11 protein-coding genes and 1 tRNA gene are annotated in these 15,988 nt (G+C 62.4%); 5 read left to right on the top strand and 7 right to left on the bottom strand.

The features are described 5' to 3' along the window. Nucleotides 1–82 precede the first annotated feature (82 nt). Together EKH55_RS01550 and rirA are read right to left on the bottom strand one after the other, a co-directional pair. Complete coding sequence (locus EKH55_RS01550) at nucleotides 83–1,678, bottom strand: ABC transporter substrate-binding protein (protein ID WP_069459980.1); 1,596 nt, start codon at nucleotides 1,676–1,678, stop codon at nucleotides 83–85. A 366-nt stretch (nucleotides 1,679–2,044) separates the two neighbouring features. Continuing rightward, nucleotides 2,045–2,509 carry an iron-responsive transcriptional regulator RirA gene (rirA, locus tag EKH55_RS01545; RefSeq protein ID WP_069459435.1) on the bottom strand — a complete coding sequence of 155 codons (465 nt, stop codon included), beginning with the start codon at nucleotides 2,507–2,509 and terminating at the stop codon, nucleotides 2,045–2,047. Between the two features lie 187 nt (nucleotides 2,510–2,696). Between rirA and EKH55_RS01540 the strand changes: the two genes are divergently transcribed. Both EKH55_RS01540 and EKH55_RS01535 read left to right on the top strand, forming a co-directional pair. Continuing rightward, the gene (locus EKH55_RS01540) at nucleotides 2,697–3,740 is read left to right on the top strand and encodes a Fe(3+) ABC transporter substrate-binding protein (protein WP_069459436.1); all 1,044 of its coding nucleotides are present in this window, start codon (nucleotides 2,697–2,699) and stop codon (nucleotides 3,738–3,740) included. A 351-nt stretch (nucleotides 3,741–4,091) separates the two neighbouring features. Then, entirely contained in the window at nucleotides 4,092–4,565 is a 474-nt protein-coding gene (locus EKH55_RS01535) for an acyl-CoA thioesterase (RefSeq protein ID WP_069459437.1), read from the top strand. 250 nt (nucleotides 4,566–4,815) lie between these two features. On the opposite strand, the gene EKH55_RS01530 is transcribed toward EKH55_RS01535, so the two are convergent. The 3 genes from EKH55_RS01530 to EKH55_RS01520 all read right to left on the bottom strand — a co-directional run bounded on the left by EKH55_RS01530 (nucleotide 4,816) and on the right by EKH55_RS01520 (nucleotide 8,700). Further along, nucleotides 4,816–5,868, bottom strand: coding sequence for a M48 family metallopeptidase (locus tag EKH55_RS01530; RefSeq protein WP_069459438.1), 1,053 nt, complete (start codon nucleotides 5,866–5,868; stop codon nucleotides 4,816–4,818). Further along, a complete protein-coding gene (locus tag EKH55_RS01525) occupies nucleotides 5,858–6,976 on the bottom strand; it encodes a YjgN family protein (protein WP_151610852.1) in 1,119 nt (372 codons plus the stop codon). Before EKH55_RS01525 ends, EKH55_RS01530 begins: the two co-directional genes overlap by 11 nt. 227 nt (nucleotides 6,977–7,203) lie before the next feature. Next, nucleotides 7,204–8,700, bottom strand: a complete 1,497-nt coding sequence (locus EKH55_RS01520; protein WP_069459440.1) for a CoA-acylating methylmalonate-semialdehyde dehydrogenase — start codon at nucleotides 8,698–8,700, stop codon at nucleotides 7,204–7,206. Nucleotides 8,701–8,813: 113 nt separating this feature from the next. On the opposite strand from EKH55_RS01520, the gene EKH55_RS01515 reads away from it, so the two are divergent. Beyond that, complete coding sequence (locus EKH55_RS01515; protein WP_151610851.1) at nucleotides 8,814–9,695, top strand: LysR family transcriptional regulator; 882 nt, start codon at nucleotides 8,814–8,816, stop codon at nucleotides 9,693–9,695. Nucleotides 9,696–9,709: 14 nt separating this feature from the next. Here EKH55_RS01515 and EKH55_RS01510 read toward each other — a convergent pair. Both EKH55_RS01510 and EKH55_RS01505 read right to left on the bottom strand, forming a co-directional pair. Further along, nucleotides 9,710–9,786, bottom strand: a tRNA-His gene (locus EKH55_RS01510). Between the two features lie 150 nt (nucleotides 9,787–9,936). Next, a complete protein-coding gene (locus tag EKH55_RS01505) occupies nucleotides 9,937–10,386 on the bottom strand; it encodes a phasin (RefSeq protein ID WP_069459442.1) in 450 nt (149 codons plus the stop codon). A gap of 209 nt (nucleotides 10,387–10,595) precedes the next feature. Here EKH55_RS01505 and EKH55_RS01500 point away from each other — a divergent pair, with 209 nt between their 5' ends. Further along, nucleotides 10,596–13,937: a PAS domain S-box protein gene (locus tag EKH55_RS01500; RefSeq protein WP_151610850.1), complete on the top strand. Its 3,342-nt coding sequence runs from the start codon at nucleotides 10,596–10,598 to the stop codon at nucleotides 13,935–13,937. A 201-nt stretch (nucleotides 13,938–14,138) separates the two neighbouring features. Then, nucleotides 14,139–15,821 (top strand): ABC transporter permease, encoded by a 1,683-nt coding sequence (locus tag EKH55_RS01495; RefSeq protein ID WP_151611925.1) that lies wholly within the window; start codon nucleotides 14,139–14,141, stop codon nucleotides 15,819–15,821. Nucleotides 15,822–15,988: the final 167 nt, after the last annotated feature.

Below are 15,988 nucleotides of genomic sequence, written 5' to 3'. Positions count from 1 at the left end.
CCTCGCTAGCGGCGCCACCGGGCAAAAAGGAAGAGGGGCGTTCGCCCGGCGGCAAACGCCCCCTTCGGTTCGGTTGTTAAGATTACTCTACAATATCAACGCCGTCGAAAGCAAAGTCGCCCAGCGGGCTCTGTACGAAGCCTTCGACATTCTTGCGCATCGGCACGATCGACAGCGAATGGTCGAGCGTTGCCCAAGGGGCTTCGCGCTTGAACACGACCTGGGCGTCTTCATAGAGTTTGGTGCGCTCCGCGATGCTGGAGGCCTCCTTCGCCTTCGTCACCAGGTCGTCGAATTCCTGATTGCACCATTGCGCGCGGTTATTGCCTCCGACCGCATCGCAACCAAGCAGCGTGTCGAGGAAGTTGTCCGGGTCGCCGTTGTCGCCCGTCCAGCCCAGGATCACCGCGCCGTCACGATTCTTGTCCTTCGACTTCTCGAGATACTCGGCCCATTCGTAGGTGACGATCTCGACGTTGACGCCGATCTTGGCAAAGTCGGCCTGCATCAGTTCGGCGGCACGGCGCGCGTTCAACATGTACGGCCGCGCAACCGGCATCGCCCAGACTTTCATCGACAGGTTGGTGACGCCGGCATCCTCCAGCATTTTCTTCGCGACTTCCGGCTCGTAGGTATCGTCCTCGATATTGTCGTTATAGGACCACATGGTCGGCGGGATCGGGTTCGTCGCCGGCGTTGCCTGGCCCTGGAAGACGGCATCGACGATCGCCTGCTTGTTGATCGCCTTGTTCAGCGCCTTGCGAACCTCGACCTTGTCGAACGGTGCCTGGGTCGTGTTATAGGCGAGATAGGCGACGTTGAGGCCGGCCTGCTCCATGACCTTCAGGTTCGGGTCGGCCTTCATGGATTCGACGTCGGCCGCATTCGGATAGGGCATCAGGTGACACTCGCCTGCCTTCAGCTTCTGATAGCGAACAGCCGCGTCGGTGGTGATCGAGAAGACCAGATCATCGATCTTCTGCTTGCCGTCCCAATAGTCCGGATGGGCCTTGTAACGGATGACCGCATCCTGCTGGTAGCCGACGAAAGCAAAGGGGCCGGTGCCCAAGGGCATCTGGTTGAGCTGGTTCATCTTGCCGTCGGCTTCGAGCTTGTCGGCATATTCCTTCGACATGATCGAGGCGAAGGGCATGGCAAGATTGGCGAGGAACGGCGCTTCCTTGCGCTTCAGCTTGATCTTGACGGTCATGTCGTCGACCCTCTCGATCGCTTCGATCAGGTCCGGCATGCCCATGCCAGAGAAGTATTCCCAGGATGCGCCGGATACATAGCCGTGCCACGGGTGGTCGGATTTCCACTGGCGCTCGAGCGAGAAAATCACGTCGTCGGCATTCAGGTCACGGGTCGGCGTGAAGAATTCGGTCGTCTGAAACTTCACGCCGGGGCGAAGCTTGAAGGTGTATTCGAGGCCGTCATCGGAAATCGTCCAGCTCTCGGCGAGTCCGGGCTCGGTCTCCGTGGTGCCCTTCTTGAATTCCAACAGGCGGTTGTAAACTGTATGCGCCGCGGCATCGAACGTCGTACCGGCCGTGTAGAGGCCGGGGTCAAAACCCTCCGGCGAGCCTTCCGAGCAATAGACGAACGTTTTCGACCAGGCGGAACCGGCCATCAGCGTGGCAAGCGCCGTCGCTGCGAAGAGAGTCGTGAGCTTTTTCATGAGCTTGCTTCCCAGTTTTGCTTTTTTGTTCTCGTATTTCCGACGCGGCAAGAAATTTTCCATCCGGTCAAGAACGGATGGAACGATATTTGCCGTCGCAATGCAATAAGTCGCCCCAGAAATTTGTCTAGGCGAAAAATTGTTCCACAAATAGAGATGGCCGGCAATATGCGATTTCTGAATGCGGCCGCTCGCACAGGTTGCCTGCGCCGACGCGCAGGCGCGCCGCTACGGGCACTCTCTGCCACGCGGGTTCCCCACGGGGTCACGGAAATCTGCAGGGATTCAACAACCCGCTGCGTGCCTCCTGAAGGACGCACGTTTGCCAAGAGGGCGCGAAAGCCGCCCTCATTCACTCGGAAAGCCTTAGGCTGCCGAGGTCTGGGGGCGTGCCGGCTCCTCGATGCCCAGCAGGAAGTGGATCTGCGGCCGGGCCTTGACCAGGTCGTCGATCGTATAGCCCTCAAGCACTTCGAAGAAGGCATTCAGCGCTTTACGCAAAGCGGCGTTGAGGCCGCAGCTGTCGACGAGCGGACACTCGATTTCACCAGCCTCGAAGCATTCCGCCATCGCGAAGCTGTCCTCGGTAACCTTGACGACGTCGAAGAGGCTGATCTCCGACGCCGGCCTCGGCAGCCTTACGCCGCCATTGCGCCCGCGCACGGTTTCAACCAGGCCCGCCTTCGTCAGCGGCTGCAGAATCTTGAACAGGAACAGCTCGGAAACGCCGTAGGCCTTGGCGATCTCGGGAATGCGGCTGAGCTTGTCGCTGTTCGCAGCGCAGTACATCAACATGCGAACCGCGTAGTTCGTTTGCTTCGTCAGACGCATCGTCCACTCCGGAATCGAGAATTCGGTTCCCCATCATATAGGACGGATTGCAGTTTGGAACAATTCCAAAAAGGGAAAAACATACGAACGCAGTCAACTTCACCCTTTCCCGGTTGACTGCCTTCACCGGCGCGGTAAACAAATATGATCGGCTTGGTTAAGTTTAAGCAAGAAATGGAGAAACACCATGCACGTCTCTAAAGCGCTGATCGGCATTCTGTCGATGGCGGCGACCTTCCTGGCATGCTCGGTCACGGCCCGTGCCGAGGGCGAGGTCAACATCTATTCCTATCGGCAGCCGGACCTGATTCAGCCGCTCCTGGACGCGTTTACCAAGGAAACCGGCATTGCGACCAATGTCCTCTTTCTCGACAAGGGCCTCGTCGAGCGCATCCAGGCGGAAGGCGCGAACTCGCCGGCTGATGTCATCCTCACGGTCGACATCAGCCGTCTAACCGAAGCCGAGGAAGGCGGCGTGACGCAGCCGGTCGTCAACGAAACGATCAACGAAGACATCCCGGAGCATTTCCGCGACCCGGACGGCAACTGGTTCGGCCTGACGACCCGCGGCCGCGTCGTCTACGCCTCCAGGGACCGCGTGGCCCAGGACGACATCACCTATGAGGAGCTGGCAGACCCGAAATGGAAGGGAAAAATCTGCACCCGCGATGGCCAGCATTCCTACAATATCGGCCTGTTCGCCTCCATGATCGCGCATCACGGCGAGGCCGAGGCGGAAACATGGCTGACCGGCCTCAAGAACAACCTGGCCAGGAAGCCGGACGGCAGTGACCGCAGCCAGGCGAAGGCCATCTTTGCAGGCGAGTGCGACCTGGCGCTCGGCAACAGCTACTATGTCGGCCTGATGATGACCAACGAACGGGAGCCAGAGCAGAAGGAGTGGGCATCCGCCATCAAGGTCCTGTTCCCGAATGCCCAGGACCGCGGAACGCATGTGAACATTTCCGGCATGGCGCTCGCCAAGAACGCACCGAACAAGGACAATGCGATCAAGCTGATGGAATACCTCTCTTCAGGCGAAGCGCAGAAGATCTATGCCGAGCAGGTCTTCGAATATCCGGTCATGCCGGGCGTCGAACCGTCCGAAGTGGTCAAATCCTTCGGACCGATCAAGCCCGATACGCTGCCACTCGCCGAGATCGCAGCAAACCGCAAGAAGGCCTCGGAACTGGTCGACAAGGTGGGCTACAACGAAGGTCCGCAAGATTGAGGCACATTCTCGCATCGACCCCGGAAATCGGGCTCGGCTTTCGGGGTCGATGCGCAGATTCGAAGTCCAGCATTCTTTGTGAGTCCTAAAGGACGCACGGCGCCATAGAGCAGCGGGCGAAAGCCCGCTGTTCTTCGTTTACAGCGCCGCGCGTCTTTTCAGACGCGCAAAGGTCGCTGTAACGCTTTGAACCTGCGCATCGAGCTTTCCGAAAATCGGGTACGATTTTCGGGCCGATGCGCTAGGGGCACGACACCTCTGCAATTGACCGATAGACACGAAGCGGCGATTCTCTTCAAAGCTGAGAAACAACGGCGGCGCCGCCGGGATCCGGAGGGAAAATTGGACAAGATGCATGACTCGAGCCAGCTTGAAATGGTCGTGCTGATGACGCCCGACATGGCGAACTTCAGCGGCAAGGTTCATGGCGGGGCACTCCTCAACCTGCTCGACCGGGTCGCGTTTTCCTGCGCTTCGCGCTACTCGAAACAGTACGCCGTGACCCTTTCGGTCGATCAAGTCGTCTTCCGCCAGCCGATCCATGTCGGCGAACTGGTCCACTTTCGCGCCTCCATCAACTATGCCGGCCGGACGTCGATGGAGGTCGGCATCCGGGTCGAGGCCGAGAATATCCGCACCGGCGAGAGACGGCATACGAATTCCTGCTATTTCACGATGGTCGCCGTCGATGCCGACGGGCGTCCGACGAGCGTGCCGCCCTACGCCCCTGAGCCGGGCACAAGGGAGCGCCGCCACCGCGCTGCCGAGGTCAGGCGGGAGCTGCGTCGGGAGTTCGAGGAGCGCTTCCGGGCGGCAGGTTCCTAGCACATCGGCCCGAAAATCGTACCGGATTTTCGGAAAGCTCGATGCGCAGATTCAAAGAGTTACAGCGACCTTTGCGCGTCTGAGAGACGCGCGGCGCTGTAGTAGCGCATCGGCCCGAAAACGTCGCCGATTTTCGGAAAGCGTGGTGCGCAGCCCGATGCGCAGATTCCAGGAATCACAGCGCCCTTTGCGCGCCTGAAAAAGCGCGCAAAGTGTGCCGTAGGGCGATGCCGGCGAAGAGTAGATGCCGTCAGTCCTTCCGCTCTGCGGCGATCTCCAGGATGGCCTTGCGGCGCTCCGACGTGCCAGGATGGGTGGAGAAAATGCTTGTTTCGGAGCGGTCGTGAAGCTTCGTCTCCAGCAGTTCGAAGAAGCGGGCGATCGCGGTCGGATCGAAGCCTGCCCTAATCATCAACGCCACGGAATGGCGGTCCGCCTCCGCCTCGGCGGCGCGCGAGTAGGAGAGCGCGAGCAGGCCGCTCCCCTGCACCAGGACGTCCTCTGCGCCGGAACCTATGTCGCCCGCAATCAACATGACGAGACCGGCAACGCCCGCGGCACGATAGAACTGCCGGAGGCTGTGCTTGTGCTCGACATGGCCGATTTCGTGCGCCAGCACCCCAACGATCATCTCTATGTCGCCGCCTGCAAGCTCCACCAGTTCGTCGGTGAGGATCAGCGTGCCGTCGGGCAGCGCAAAGGCATTGGGGCCGACGGGTCCGCCTTCGCGGAAGTTGAGCGCGTAAGCCGCCTCACCGCCCTGGGAAAGCGCCGCAATGCGCCGGAACCCGTCGAGAACTCGGCCGCGTAGCGCCTCATTGAGCTTCGAAGGGCCAAGGACCGTCCGGTCCATAGTCTCCAGCGTGCTGGCCGACATGATCTGCGGCACGATCGGAGGCGTGACGGCGACGGCCACCTCCACGAGCGCAGGCAACGCAATGCGGTAGACCAGCGCACCGAGCAGGATGGTTGTGGCGACGAAAGCGATCAGCCGCGGATGGAACTGCTCCAGCCAATGGATGATGCCCTGCCGGCCTCGGCCCGCTCGAGCGAGAAACCGGTCGACCGCATCGTTTTCGCCCGTTTCGAAGAGAGACCCGTCGGGAAAGGTGATCCGCCGCGGAATGCGGCCGACGCGGGCGGAAATCTCCAGCGAGGACAAGCTGCCGCCTGCAAGTTCGGATTGCGTCTGGTCGCAGACGACGAGGCGCTCGCCATCTTCGACCAGGCGGCAGGGCACGGAGCGGCTCGATCCCGCCGGATGCCACTCGCCCTCGGCAATCGCCGCCGTCTCAGAAGCCAAAGTCGAAGCCTTCTATATCCATGAACTCGGCGCCGACCGCCGAACCCTGTGCTGCACTCGACGAGAAGACCTCGCCGACATTCCCTTCGAAGCGGACGCCCGTATGCTCGTTCACGTAGCGCGCCATTCGAACGGCGGCCCAAGGCCGCATGAGGCCGAGGGTAACGAGCGTGACAACGAAGTTCGAGACGGCGATCCAAGCATAGCGCGGACGCGAGAGGTCGCTCAAGAGCCGGTGCTTGCCATCGAAACTGGTGGCGGACCAGGCGACATTGCGGACGCCGGCGCGATAGATGAGCGCCGCCGTGCCGAAGATCGCCAGAACCATGATATAGGCGAGCGCTGCGAGCAGGCCGAGCGACACCTGCATTTCCGGCGGAAGCACATCGGGATTCCCGACCGCTGCGGCAACGACCGCCAGGTTGAGAAAGGCGATGAAGGCGACGATCAGCAGCCCGAGAACGATCACCGCTGCGGAGATGCCCCAGGTTCTGTAGATCGAGCCGAGGGAGGGAGCGGTCGAAAAGCCCTTGTCCCCGTAGCGCAGGTTGTTACCGATGTAACGATAGGTCCAGCGGCTGGCGAGCGGCGCCAGAATGCCGAGGGTGATCGCCGCCATGACCGGTCCGACTACGAAGGCAAGAAACGCGCCGCCGGCGCGTCCGAGGAAATCGAAACGGACATTGCGGTAGCTCGTCACCCTGGCGCTGAAGCGCAGGCCTCGCGCAAGCAGCCACGGAACCAGGAACAGGAGAGCCACGCCGAGGCCGATGCCGACAAAGGGAACGAAGGTCAGCATGACATTGTAGAAAACCAGATAGGCAAAGACGATCAGGCGGCCGAGCAGGATCTGGCCACCCCTGGCGTGATAGTCGAAGCCGCGGCCGAGCAGTACGGTGTTGCCATAGAAATAGCGATTGCGGCGCACCTTGGCCCAAGCCGAATAGATGCCGAGGGTGACGATCGTCAGCAGGATATTGACGATCCAGATCCCGAAATATTCACCGGCGCTACCCGTGAAGGAGAGACGTTGAACGTTCCCCTCGGCCGCGCGCCCGAAACTGCCCTGCCCGACGCTCTGCGCGGGCAATGGTTCGACCAACACCATGACGTATCCCCTCGATCAGACAGGCCGGCCCTGCGTGAGCACCCCCCAGGCGATCAGCCGTATGGTTCGTCCACCACAGTGCGAATCGTCACACGATCACCCGGCTTATCGGGGTTAGTTAGTTGTATAGCCGCGCGCAATGCAACAAAAAAGAGCCTCCCGAAGGAGGCTCAGCAGAGGGAGGAGATCTAGCGCATCGACCTTGCGTCTGAGAAACGCTGTAGTGGTTATCGCATCGTCGGGATCGAGAACTCGGCGCCGTCCTTGATGCCCGAGGGCCAGCGCGAGGTGATGGTCTTCGTCCGGGTCCAGAACTTGATCGAGTCCGTGCCGTGCTGGTTGAGATCGCCGAAGGACGAGGACTTCCAGCCGCCGAAGGAGTGGTAGGCGAGCGGCACCGGGATCGGAACGTTGACACCAACCATGCCGATATTGATGCGGGAGGCGAAGTCGCGCGCCGCATCGCCATCGCGGGTGTAGATCGCGACACCATTGCCGTATTCATGCTTCATCGGCAGCGACAGGGCGTCCTCGTAGTTCTTGGCACGCACGACCGACAGCACGGGGCCGAAGATTTCCGTCTTGTAGATGTCCATGTCCGGCGTGACGTGATCGAACAGGCAGCCGCCGACGAAATGGCCGTTTTCATAGCCCTGCAGCTTGAAGTCGCGGCCGTCGACGACGAGCTTGGCGCCCTGCTCGATGCCGCTGTCGATCAGGCTCCGGATGCGCGCCTCCGCCTCCTTGGTGACGACCGGGCCCATATCGGCCTTTTCGTCCGTATAGGGGCCGATGCGCAGGCTTTCAACCATCGGCACCAGCTTGTCGACGAGGCGGTTCGCGGTCTCCTCGCCGACCGGAACGGCAACCGAGATCGCCATGCAGCGCTCGCCGGCGGAGCCGTAGCCGGCGCCGATCAGCGCATTGGCGGCCTGGTCAAGATCGGCATCAGGCATGATGATCATATGGTTCTTGGCGCCGCCGAAGCACTGCGCGCGCTTGCCGTTCATCGCCGCGGTGCCGTAGACATAGCGGGCGATCGGCGTCGAGCCGACGAAGGAGACGGCGCCGATGTCCGGATTCGTCAGGATCGCGTCGACCGCGCCCTTGTCGCCATTGACGACGTTGAGCACGCCCGCCGGCAGGCCGGCTTCGATCATCAGTTCGGCGAGGCGGATTGGCACGGACGGATCGCGTTCGGACGGCTTCAGGATGAAGGCGTTGCCGCAGGCGATCGCCGGAGCGAACATCCACATGGGGATCATCGCCGGAAAGTTGAACGGCGTGATGCCGGCGCCGACGCCGACCGGCTGACGGATCGAATACATGTCAATGCCGGGGCCGGCGCCTTCGGTGAATTCGCTCTTCTGCAGATGCGGTATGCCGATGACGAATTCGCAGACCTCAAGGCCGCGAACGACGTCACCCTTGGCGTCTTCGATGGTCTTGCCGTGCTCGCGGGAGAGCAACTCGGCCAATTCGTTCATATGCTCGTTCAAGAGTTGCACGAACTTGATGAAGATGCGCGCACGACGCTGCGGGTTGGTAGCCGCCCACTTCGGCTGAGCCGCCTTGGCGCTTTCCACCGCAGCGGCAAGCTCGGCGTCGCTCGCGAGCGCCACGGTGCCCTGAACTTCGCCCGTCGCCGGATTGAAGATGTTGCTTACGCGGCCGCTCGTGCCGGGGACGCGCTTGCCGTCGATGAAATGTCCGATTTCATACATGGGGGTTCCTCCTGGTCTTGATCTGGAGCGCATGATCGCACTACGATTTCAACAATTCAATTTCCGATATTCAGGAACCGTTGTGCAAAAATCAAAGCACCTGGAGCGACGGCATGGACTGGGACGACGTCAGAGTGTTTCTCGCCGTAGCGCGGACGGGCCAGATTCTCGCCGCTTCAAAGCGCCTCGGGCTCAACCATGCCACGCTCAGCCGGCGCGTCACCGCACTTGAAGAAACCCTGAAGACGCGGCTTCTCGTGCGGCGCCCGAGCGGCTGCGAACTGACCGCCGAGGGCGAAGTCTTTCTCGCGGCCGCCGAGCGCATGGAAACGGAAATGCTGGCGGCCCAGTCACAGATCGGGCGGATCGACACGGCCATCGCCGGCACGGTGCGCATCGGCGCTCCAGACGGTTTCGGCGTTTCCTTCCTGGCACCGCGCCTCGGTCGCCTGACCGCACGCTATCCCGAGCTCAAGTTGCAGCTTGTGCCGGTACCGCGCTCCTTCTCCCTGTCGCAGCGCGAGGCCGATATCGCCATTACCATTGAGCGGCCGGAACAGGGGCGTCTCGTATCGTCCAAACTCACCGATTATACACTGGGTCTCTTCGCATCGGCGGATTATCTTGGCCGATACGGCACGCCGAAGGCGGTCGACGATCTCAAGAACCACCGCCGCATCGGCTATGTGGAGGACCTGATCTTCACGCCCTCGCTCAATTTCTCCGCCGAGATCATGCGCAGCTGGGACGCCTCCTTCGAAATCTCCAGCGCCACCGGACAGACCGAGGCCGTCCGCTCCAGCGCCGGCATCGGCATCCTGCACAACTACATTGCCCGGCAATATCCGGAACTGGTCCGCCTTCTGCCAGGGACGACGATCCGCCGCGCCTACTGGACGACCTATCACGAAAGCGCGCGCGATCTGGTGCGCGTGCGCACGGTCGTCTCGTTCCTGCAGGAACTGGTGACGGCCGAGCATCAGATCTTCGCGTGAAAGGATGAAAAGAGTGGTACGGTTGGGTGGTCTCGAACCACCGACCTCAGGTGCCACAAACCTGCGCTCTAACCAACTGAGCTACAACCGCACTCGGGCAGCGACCCTCAAGTCGCTTGGCGGCTCACATACGGTCACTCACATCGATTTGCAAGCCTTATGTTCGGATTATCCAGCAAAAAGACCGGATGGCAAGCCACCCGGTCTCTTGCAATGGTATCGATCGAAACGGGAGTGACGATCAAGCGCCCTTGAAGCTGGACATCGCCTTTTCGGCGGCTTGCTTGCCGGGCTTGGCAACATTCTCAGCGACCTTGCGAGTGGCTTCCTGCATCGACTTGGCCTGCTCGACGGCGAGCTCGGCCTGCTTGCGGATGAAGGCCGTCTGCAGTTCGACGAGTTCCGAGATCGACTTCACGCCGAGTAGTGCTTCCATGTGCGAAAGCGAGGTTTCAGCATTGGTGCGCAACGCGTCGATGGCCTTGAGGCCGAGTTCGACAGAGCCCGACTGAGCGTTTTCGAACGTTGCTTCGACCGTCTTCGTTGCCTCTTCGGCTGCAGTCTTCATCTTGGCGTACGCCTCTTTCGACTGGACGGCGCCCTTTTCGGCAAATTCACGGAAGCTCCCGACGAACTTCGACGGGTCGAAGGACATCGCAAAGGCATCTTCGGTCTTCTTGGCAGTGGCCATGGCATTTGCTCCTTGGTGTGTGGGTGTTGGACATCTTATAACCGAAAGTTTTGTGCGATGCAACATTTTTTGTGCGATGCACAAGATGGCGCCCATTAACCTTGCGTCGTGAAACTCGCTGCGGATCAGGGGGCACTGCTGGACCCTCGCGATAGGGCCGGATATTAATAGAGTGTTAACGCGCACGCGACCAGTCAATAGGCCTGCCAATGCCCGCGAGACGATACCCCTTCATCGACATTGCCGTGCATGCACGGGTGCGGGAGCATTTTGCCCACGGGAATGCATCTGTCCTATTTTCCAAGAATCTCGCGCGGGTGCTTTGGGCCAACGATCAAGGCGCCAGGCTGTTCGGCATGGCCTCGGTCTACGACTTCATCGACAGCGCGCTCGACCCGGGCGATCTTTCTCTGCGCCAGTTGCGCACCGCCGCGGCCCAGCTCGTCACGGTCGGCGACCGTCGGCAGCTCCTCATCCGGATGTCCTCCGGCTTCCGCAGACTTCCCCTCAATGCGACAGTGGAACTGATCCGCATCGGGCCGGACGAGGAGGCCGTCCTCTTCACAACCCCGCACAACGGCAAGGCGCTCTCGACCGAGGAGCGCGCCGCTGCGATGATCGCTGGCCTCGACGGACCGGACACGCACATGGCCGTGCTCGACGACGAGGGAGAGATCATTGCCCAGTCCTCGGGCTTCGAGCGATTGGGACTGCCGGCGCCGGTACGGCGGACACTCGTGACAGCAGTCGCGCGCGACAAGGACAGGCTGATCAAGCGTCCGGTCGCCACCGATAAGGGGCAGTTGCCGGCCGCCATCGGCAAGATTTCCGACTACCCGGCTCTCCATCTCCTCTTCGCCGTGGAAGCCGTTATCGAGGAAGCGACCGCCGCAGCGATCGAGAACACGACCGAGCCGGCGAAGGAGGAAGCGGCTGCCTCGACGACCGAGACGCAGGCGGCCGTGCCGGAGCAGCCGGCGCAAATGACGGAGGACCCGGCTTCGGGCGCGGCCTCCACCGCGGCGATGGCGCGGGAGGTCGGCGACGCTGCCTTCGCCGAGGCGCGAGGAGAAGCGCTGCCAGAGTCTCTGAACGAGGCGAACGCGCCGAGCGAGCAAGCCACAGAGCCGGATGAGGCGGCAAGGGACGCGCGTGAAGGCGCAGCGCCGACGACTGAATTCAGCTTCGATCCGGGCGGGCGCGCCGTCCGTTTCGTCTGGAAGATCGATGCGGAAGGGCGTTTCAGCGAGATTTCCGAGGAATTCGCCTCCGCGGTCGGGCCGAACGCTGCCGACGTCGTGGGTCTGACCTTCGAAGAGCTTGCCTCCCGCTACGACCTCGACCCCGACAACAAGATCAACGAGCTTCTGCATCGCCGCGATACCTGGTCGGGCAAGACGATCCTCTGGCCGGTGGAGGGGACGAGGCTCAAGGTGCCGGTCGATCTCGCCGCCCTCCCCACCTACTCCCGAACACGCGAATTCGACGGTTTCCGCGGCTTCGGCATCGTGCGGGGCGCCGATGCGGTGGTGGATGAAAAGGCGAGCGGTCTTTCGCTTGGAGGCACGCTGCACCAGGAGAACACCCCCTCAGAGGCTGCGGACGGGCAGCCAGAGGCAGCCGCTGGTCCGAAGCCGGAAACCGAAACCGAGGCAGAGCCCGCGATCGGTACCGGTTCGGATTCCGAAACGAGCTCCGATCAACAAACGGCTGCGGCAGAGGACGCCTTTGGCGGCGAGCGGCCCGCGCTTCGCGTTGTCGATCCGCCGGAACGGCCATCTTCGGACAAGATCATCGATCTCGACCTGCGCCGGCCGGCTGGCTCGGGAACCTTGACCCGCGGCGAACAGGCCGCCTTCCGCGAGATTGCGCGGCAGCTCGGCACCCGTTTCGGCGCGCCGGCGGCGGCGGATGCCGCAGGCGAAACGCCAACGGCAGCACAAGCGCCCTTCGCCGAAGAGACGCCATCCGCTCCGGCAATCGAGAGCAAGCCGCCCGAACCGGCGACCGGCAGCGAAGGGTCTCGCGCGCCAGCCGGCGACGAAGCCGTTCCGGCGCGCACGGGCCTTGCCATGAGCAGCGAGATCCTCGACCGCCTGCCTGTCGCGCTTCTCGTCCATCACGGCGACGATCTGCTGCACGCCAATCCGGAATTCCTGCGGCTCACCGGCTACGCGGATCTCGGGGCCTTTGCCCGCGAAGGGGGCCTTGCGGCGCTCTTTACCACTGGCGACGAGTCCCAGGCGTCCAAGCCGGACGGCACAATGACGCTCGTCCGCGAAAGCGGCGAGTTCACACCTGTCACCGCCCATCTGCATTCGATCCGCTGGGAAGGACGAAGCGCGCTCATGCTCGCCATCAGTCCGACCGCAGCGCGTGCGGATGCGAGCGAGCCGCAGGACGCCGTCAGGTTCGCGGAAACGGAAGCGCAGCTGCGGACCGAAATCGACGAGCTTCGCTCGATCCTGGAGACCGCCACCGACGGCGTCGTGGTCCTCGGCCAGGACGGCGACATCCGCACGATGAACAGGTCGGCGAGCGCGCTCTTCAACTATGACGAGGACGCAATGCGCGGTAAACCCTTTGCCGCCCTTTTCGCTCATGAGAGCCAGAGAGCGGTGATCGACTATCTCCAGGGGCTTTCCGGCCACGGCGTCGCGAGCGTTCTCAATGATGGCCGCGAGGTGATCGGACGCGAAGCAGGTGGCGGCTTCATCCCGCTGTTCATGACGATCGGCCGCCTCTCCTCCTCGAACGGCTATTGCGCTGTCATCCGCGACATCACCCAGTGGAAACGCACCGAGGATGAATTGCGCAATGCCAAACGGGCGGCGGAGACGGCGAATGCCCACAAGACGGAGTTCCTGGCTCGCGTCAGTCACGAGATCCGCACACCGCTCAACGCCATCATCGGCTTTTCCGACATGATGGCGAGCGAGCATTTCGGTCCGATCGGTCATCCGCGCTATATCGAATATGCCGGCGATATCGGCCGCTCGGGACGCCATGTGCTCGACATCGTCAACGACCTGCTCGATATCTCTAAAATCGAAGCGGGCGAAATGGAGCTCGATTTCAGCGCCGTGGATCTCAACGAGGCGGTGTCCGAGGCGGTTTCGCTGGTTCAACCGCAGGCCAACAGCCAGCGCGTGATCGTCCGCACATCGCTCTCGACCTCCGTGCCGGAGGTCGTCGCCGACGGCCGGTCGATCAAACAGATCGCGCTCAACATACTGGCGAATGCTATCCGATTCACCCCGTCCGGCGGACAGATCGTGGTGTCGACCGCCTACGAGGCAAACGGCAGCGTCATCCTGCGGATCCGCGACACCGGCGTCGGCATGACGCGCAACGAACTCGACCAGGCGATGAAGCCGTTCAGGCAGGTCACGACCGGTGGGCGCAAGCGAGGCGACGGCACGGGGCTCGGCCTGCCGCTGACCAAGGCCATGGCGGAGGCCAACCGCGCCCAGTTCTCGATCAATTCCGCCCCGAACGAGGGCACTCTGGTGGAGATCGCCTTCCCCTCGCAACGCGTCCTGGCGAACTGACGCGCGGAGCCTTTCAGGCTCTCCACCGCCGCACGTTCTTGCAGACGCGCTCAGGTCGCTGCACCTCTTGGAATCTGCGCAACCGGACCTTCCGAAAATCGGTTCCGATTCCCGGGCCGATGCGCTAATGCTGTAACGAAAACTTGACCCGCGAGAACCGGTTTCCGGCGCGTCGGGCAATATCGCCTTGGAATGGATCGATTGCACTTCATCGCCAAAAGCCTCAGACGACGGCATGCCAACTCCGGCACCGGCCTTACCCATCGGATGCTCGCGAGCTGGGCGGGGCTTTCTTCGGCCGTCGTGCTGATGCCGATTCTTGCTATCGCATGGCTTGCAGTCTCCGGCGGCAATGCGGACTGGCCGCACCTGGTGGAGAATGTCGTCCCGCGCGCCGTCACGCGAACGCTCCTGCTTGTGGCGCTGACCGGCGCGTTCACGGCAATCATCGGCATTCTGACCGCGTGGCTGGCGGCCACCTGCGACTTTCCGATGCGCCGCATGCTCTCCGCCGCCCTCGTGCTGCCGCTTGCGATCCCCGCCTATCTGGCGGCTTACGCCTTCGGTGAATTCCTGACTTTCACCGGTCCGGTTCAGGGGCTGGTGCGGGCGCTCTTCGGCTTCCAGTCGAGCCGTGACTACTGGTTCCCCGACGTTCGCTCGCTCGGCGGCGCCGTGCTGGTGATGAGTTCGGTCCTTTACCCCTATATCTATCTCGCCTGCCGCTCCATGTTCCTGATGCAGGGTCGCGCGGCTGCGGATGTCGCGCGCACCCTCGGCGCAGGCCCGGTGAGGGTCTTCCTGCTTGTGCAGGCTCCCATGGCACGGCCGGCGATCATGATCGGCCTCACCCTGGTGGCCATGGAAACGCTGAACGACATCGGCGCGGTCGAATTCCTCGGCGTTCAGACGCTCACCTTCTCCATCTACGACACCTGGCTCAACCGCGGCAGCCTCGCCGGTGCGGCGCAGATCGCCTGCATCATGCTCGTCTTCGTCATCGGGCTGATGATGATCGAGCGCGCGGCGCGGCGCAGGCAGCGCTTTGCAAGCCACAAGACGACGGCAGCCGTCCACGACGTGGTGCGGGTCAAGCTGGCCGGCTGGAAGAAGTGGGCGGCTACCGCCGCCTGCCTCCTTCCCGTGCTCTCAGGTTTTGGAGTTCCCTTCCTCGTCCTCGGCAACTTTGCTTTGAGGCGTCTCGACCAGTTCCTCGCGCCACGGCTCCTGGACGCCTTCCTGCACAGTGTCCTGGTTTCCGGCCTGACGGCGCTCGCGTCGGTGTTCCTCGGCTTCGTACTCGCCTACGCCGCCCGCACGGGACGCTCGCCGATCACGGACGTCGCGGGGCGGCTTGCCTCCTTTGGCTATGGAGTACCGGGAACGGTGCTTGCGATCGGTGTCCTCTTCCCGCTCGCCGCAATCGATAACGCCTTGGATGCCCGGATGCGCACGTATTTCGACGTTTCCACCGGCCTGATCATGAGCGGGACCGGCTTTGCGATCATCTACGCCTGCACGGTGCGCTTCCTCACCATGGCCGAGGGCACGCTCGAGGCCGGTTTTCACAAGCTCTCGCCACATCTCGACATGGCCGCACGCGCGCTCGGCCGGACCAGCGCCCAGACGCTCCGCACCGTGCTATTGCCCATGATGCGGCCGGCGGTTCTAACCGCCGCCCTTCTCGTCTTCATCGAGACGATGAAGGAGCTCTCGGCCACCATCATGCTGCGCCCCTTCAACTTCAACACGCTCGCCACACTCGTTTACGAGGACGCTTCGCGTGCAAGGGTGGAAGACGCCTCCGTCGCGGCGATCATCATCGTCATTGCCGGCATGATCCCGGTCATTCTCGTTTCGCGTTCTCTGGAAAATCGGTCGTAGCGCATCGGTTCGAAAATCGTACCCGATCTTCGGAAAGCGTGAAGCGCAGATTCAAAGAGTTACAGTGGCTCCTTGCCTGTCAGAAAAGACGCGCGACTGAGCAGGAAGGCGGCAGCCTGCCGCAGACAAAAAAAGAGGCAGCTCCGAGCCGCCCCTCAAGTCGATGC

This window comes from Sinorhizobium alkalisoli (genome assembly GCF_008932245.1).
Lineage (GTDB): Bacteria > Pseudomonadota > Alphaproteobacteria > Rhizobiales > Rhizobiaceae > Sinorhizobium > Sinorhizobium alkalisoli.
The sequence above is the reverse complement of the archived record's forward strand: the minus strand, read 5'-3'. Positions and strand labels throughout refer to the sequence as shown.

Bases quoted from the DNA above. Each gene is read 5' to 3' on its own strand.
- EKH55_RS01515 (WP_151610851.1), top strand. From the start codon at position 8,814: ATGGACTGGGACGACGTCAGAGTGTTTCTCGCCGTAGCGCGGACGGGC.
- EKH55_RS01540 (WP_069459436.1), top strand. From the start codon at position 2,697: ATGCACGTCTCTAAAGCGCTGATCGGCATTCTGTCGATGGCGGCGACC.
- EKH55_RS01550 (WP_069459980.1), bottom strand. From the start codon at position 1,678: ATGAAAAAGCTCACGACTCTCTTCGCAGCGACGGCGCTTGCCACGCTG.
- EKH55_RS01520 (WP_069459440.1), bottom strand. From the start codon at position 8,700: ATGTATGAAATCGGACATTTCATCGACGGCAAGCGCGTCCCCGGCACG.
- EKH55_RS01535 (WP_069459437.1), top strand. From the start codon at position 4,092: ATGCATGACTCGAGCCAGCTTGAAATGGTCGTGCTGATGACGCCCGAC.
- EKH55_RS01525 (WP_151610852.1), bottom strand. From the start codon at position 6,976: ATGGTGTTGGTCGAACCATTGCCCGCGCAGAGCGTCGGGCAGGGCAGT.
- EKH55_RS01505 (WP_069459442.1), bottom strand. From the start codon at position 10,386: ATGGCCACTGCCAAGAAGACCGAAGATGCCTTTGCGATGTCCTTCGAC.
- EKH55_RS01500 (WP_151610850.1), top strand. From the start codon at position 10,596: ATGCCCGCGAGACGATACCCCTTCATCGACATTGCCGTGCATGCACGG.
- rirA (WP_069459435.1), bottom strand. From the start codon at position 2,509: ATGCGTCTGACGAAGCAAACGAACTACGCGGTTCGCATGTTGATGTAC.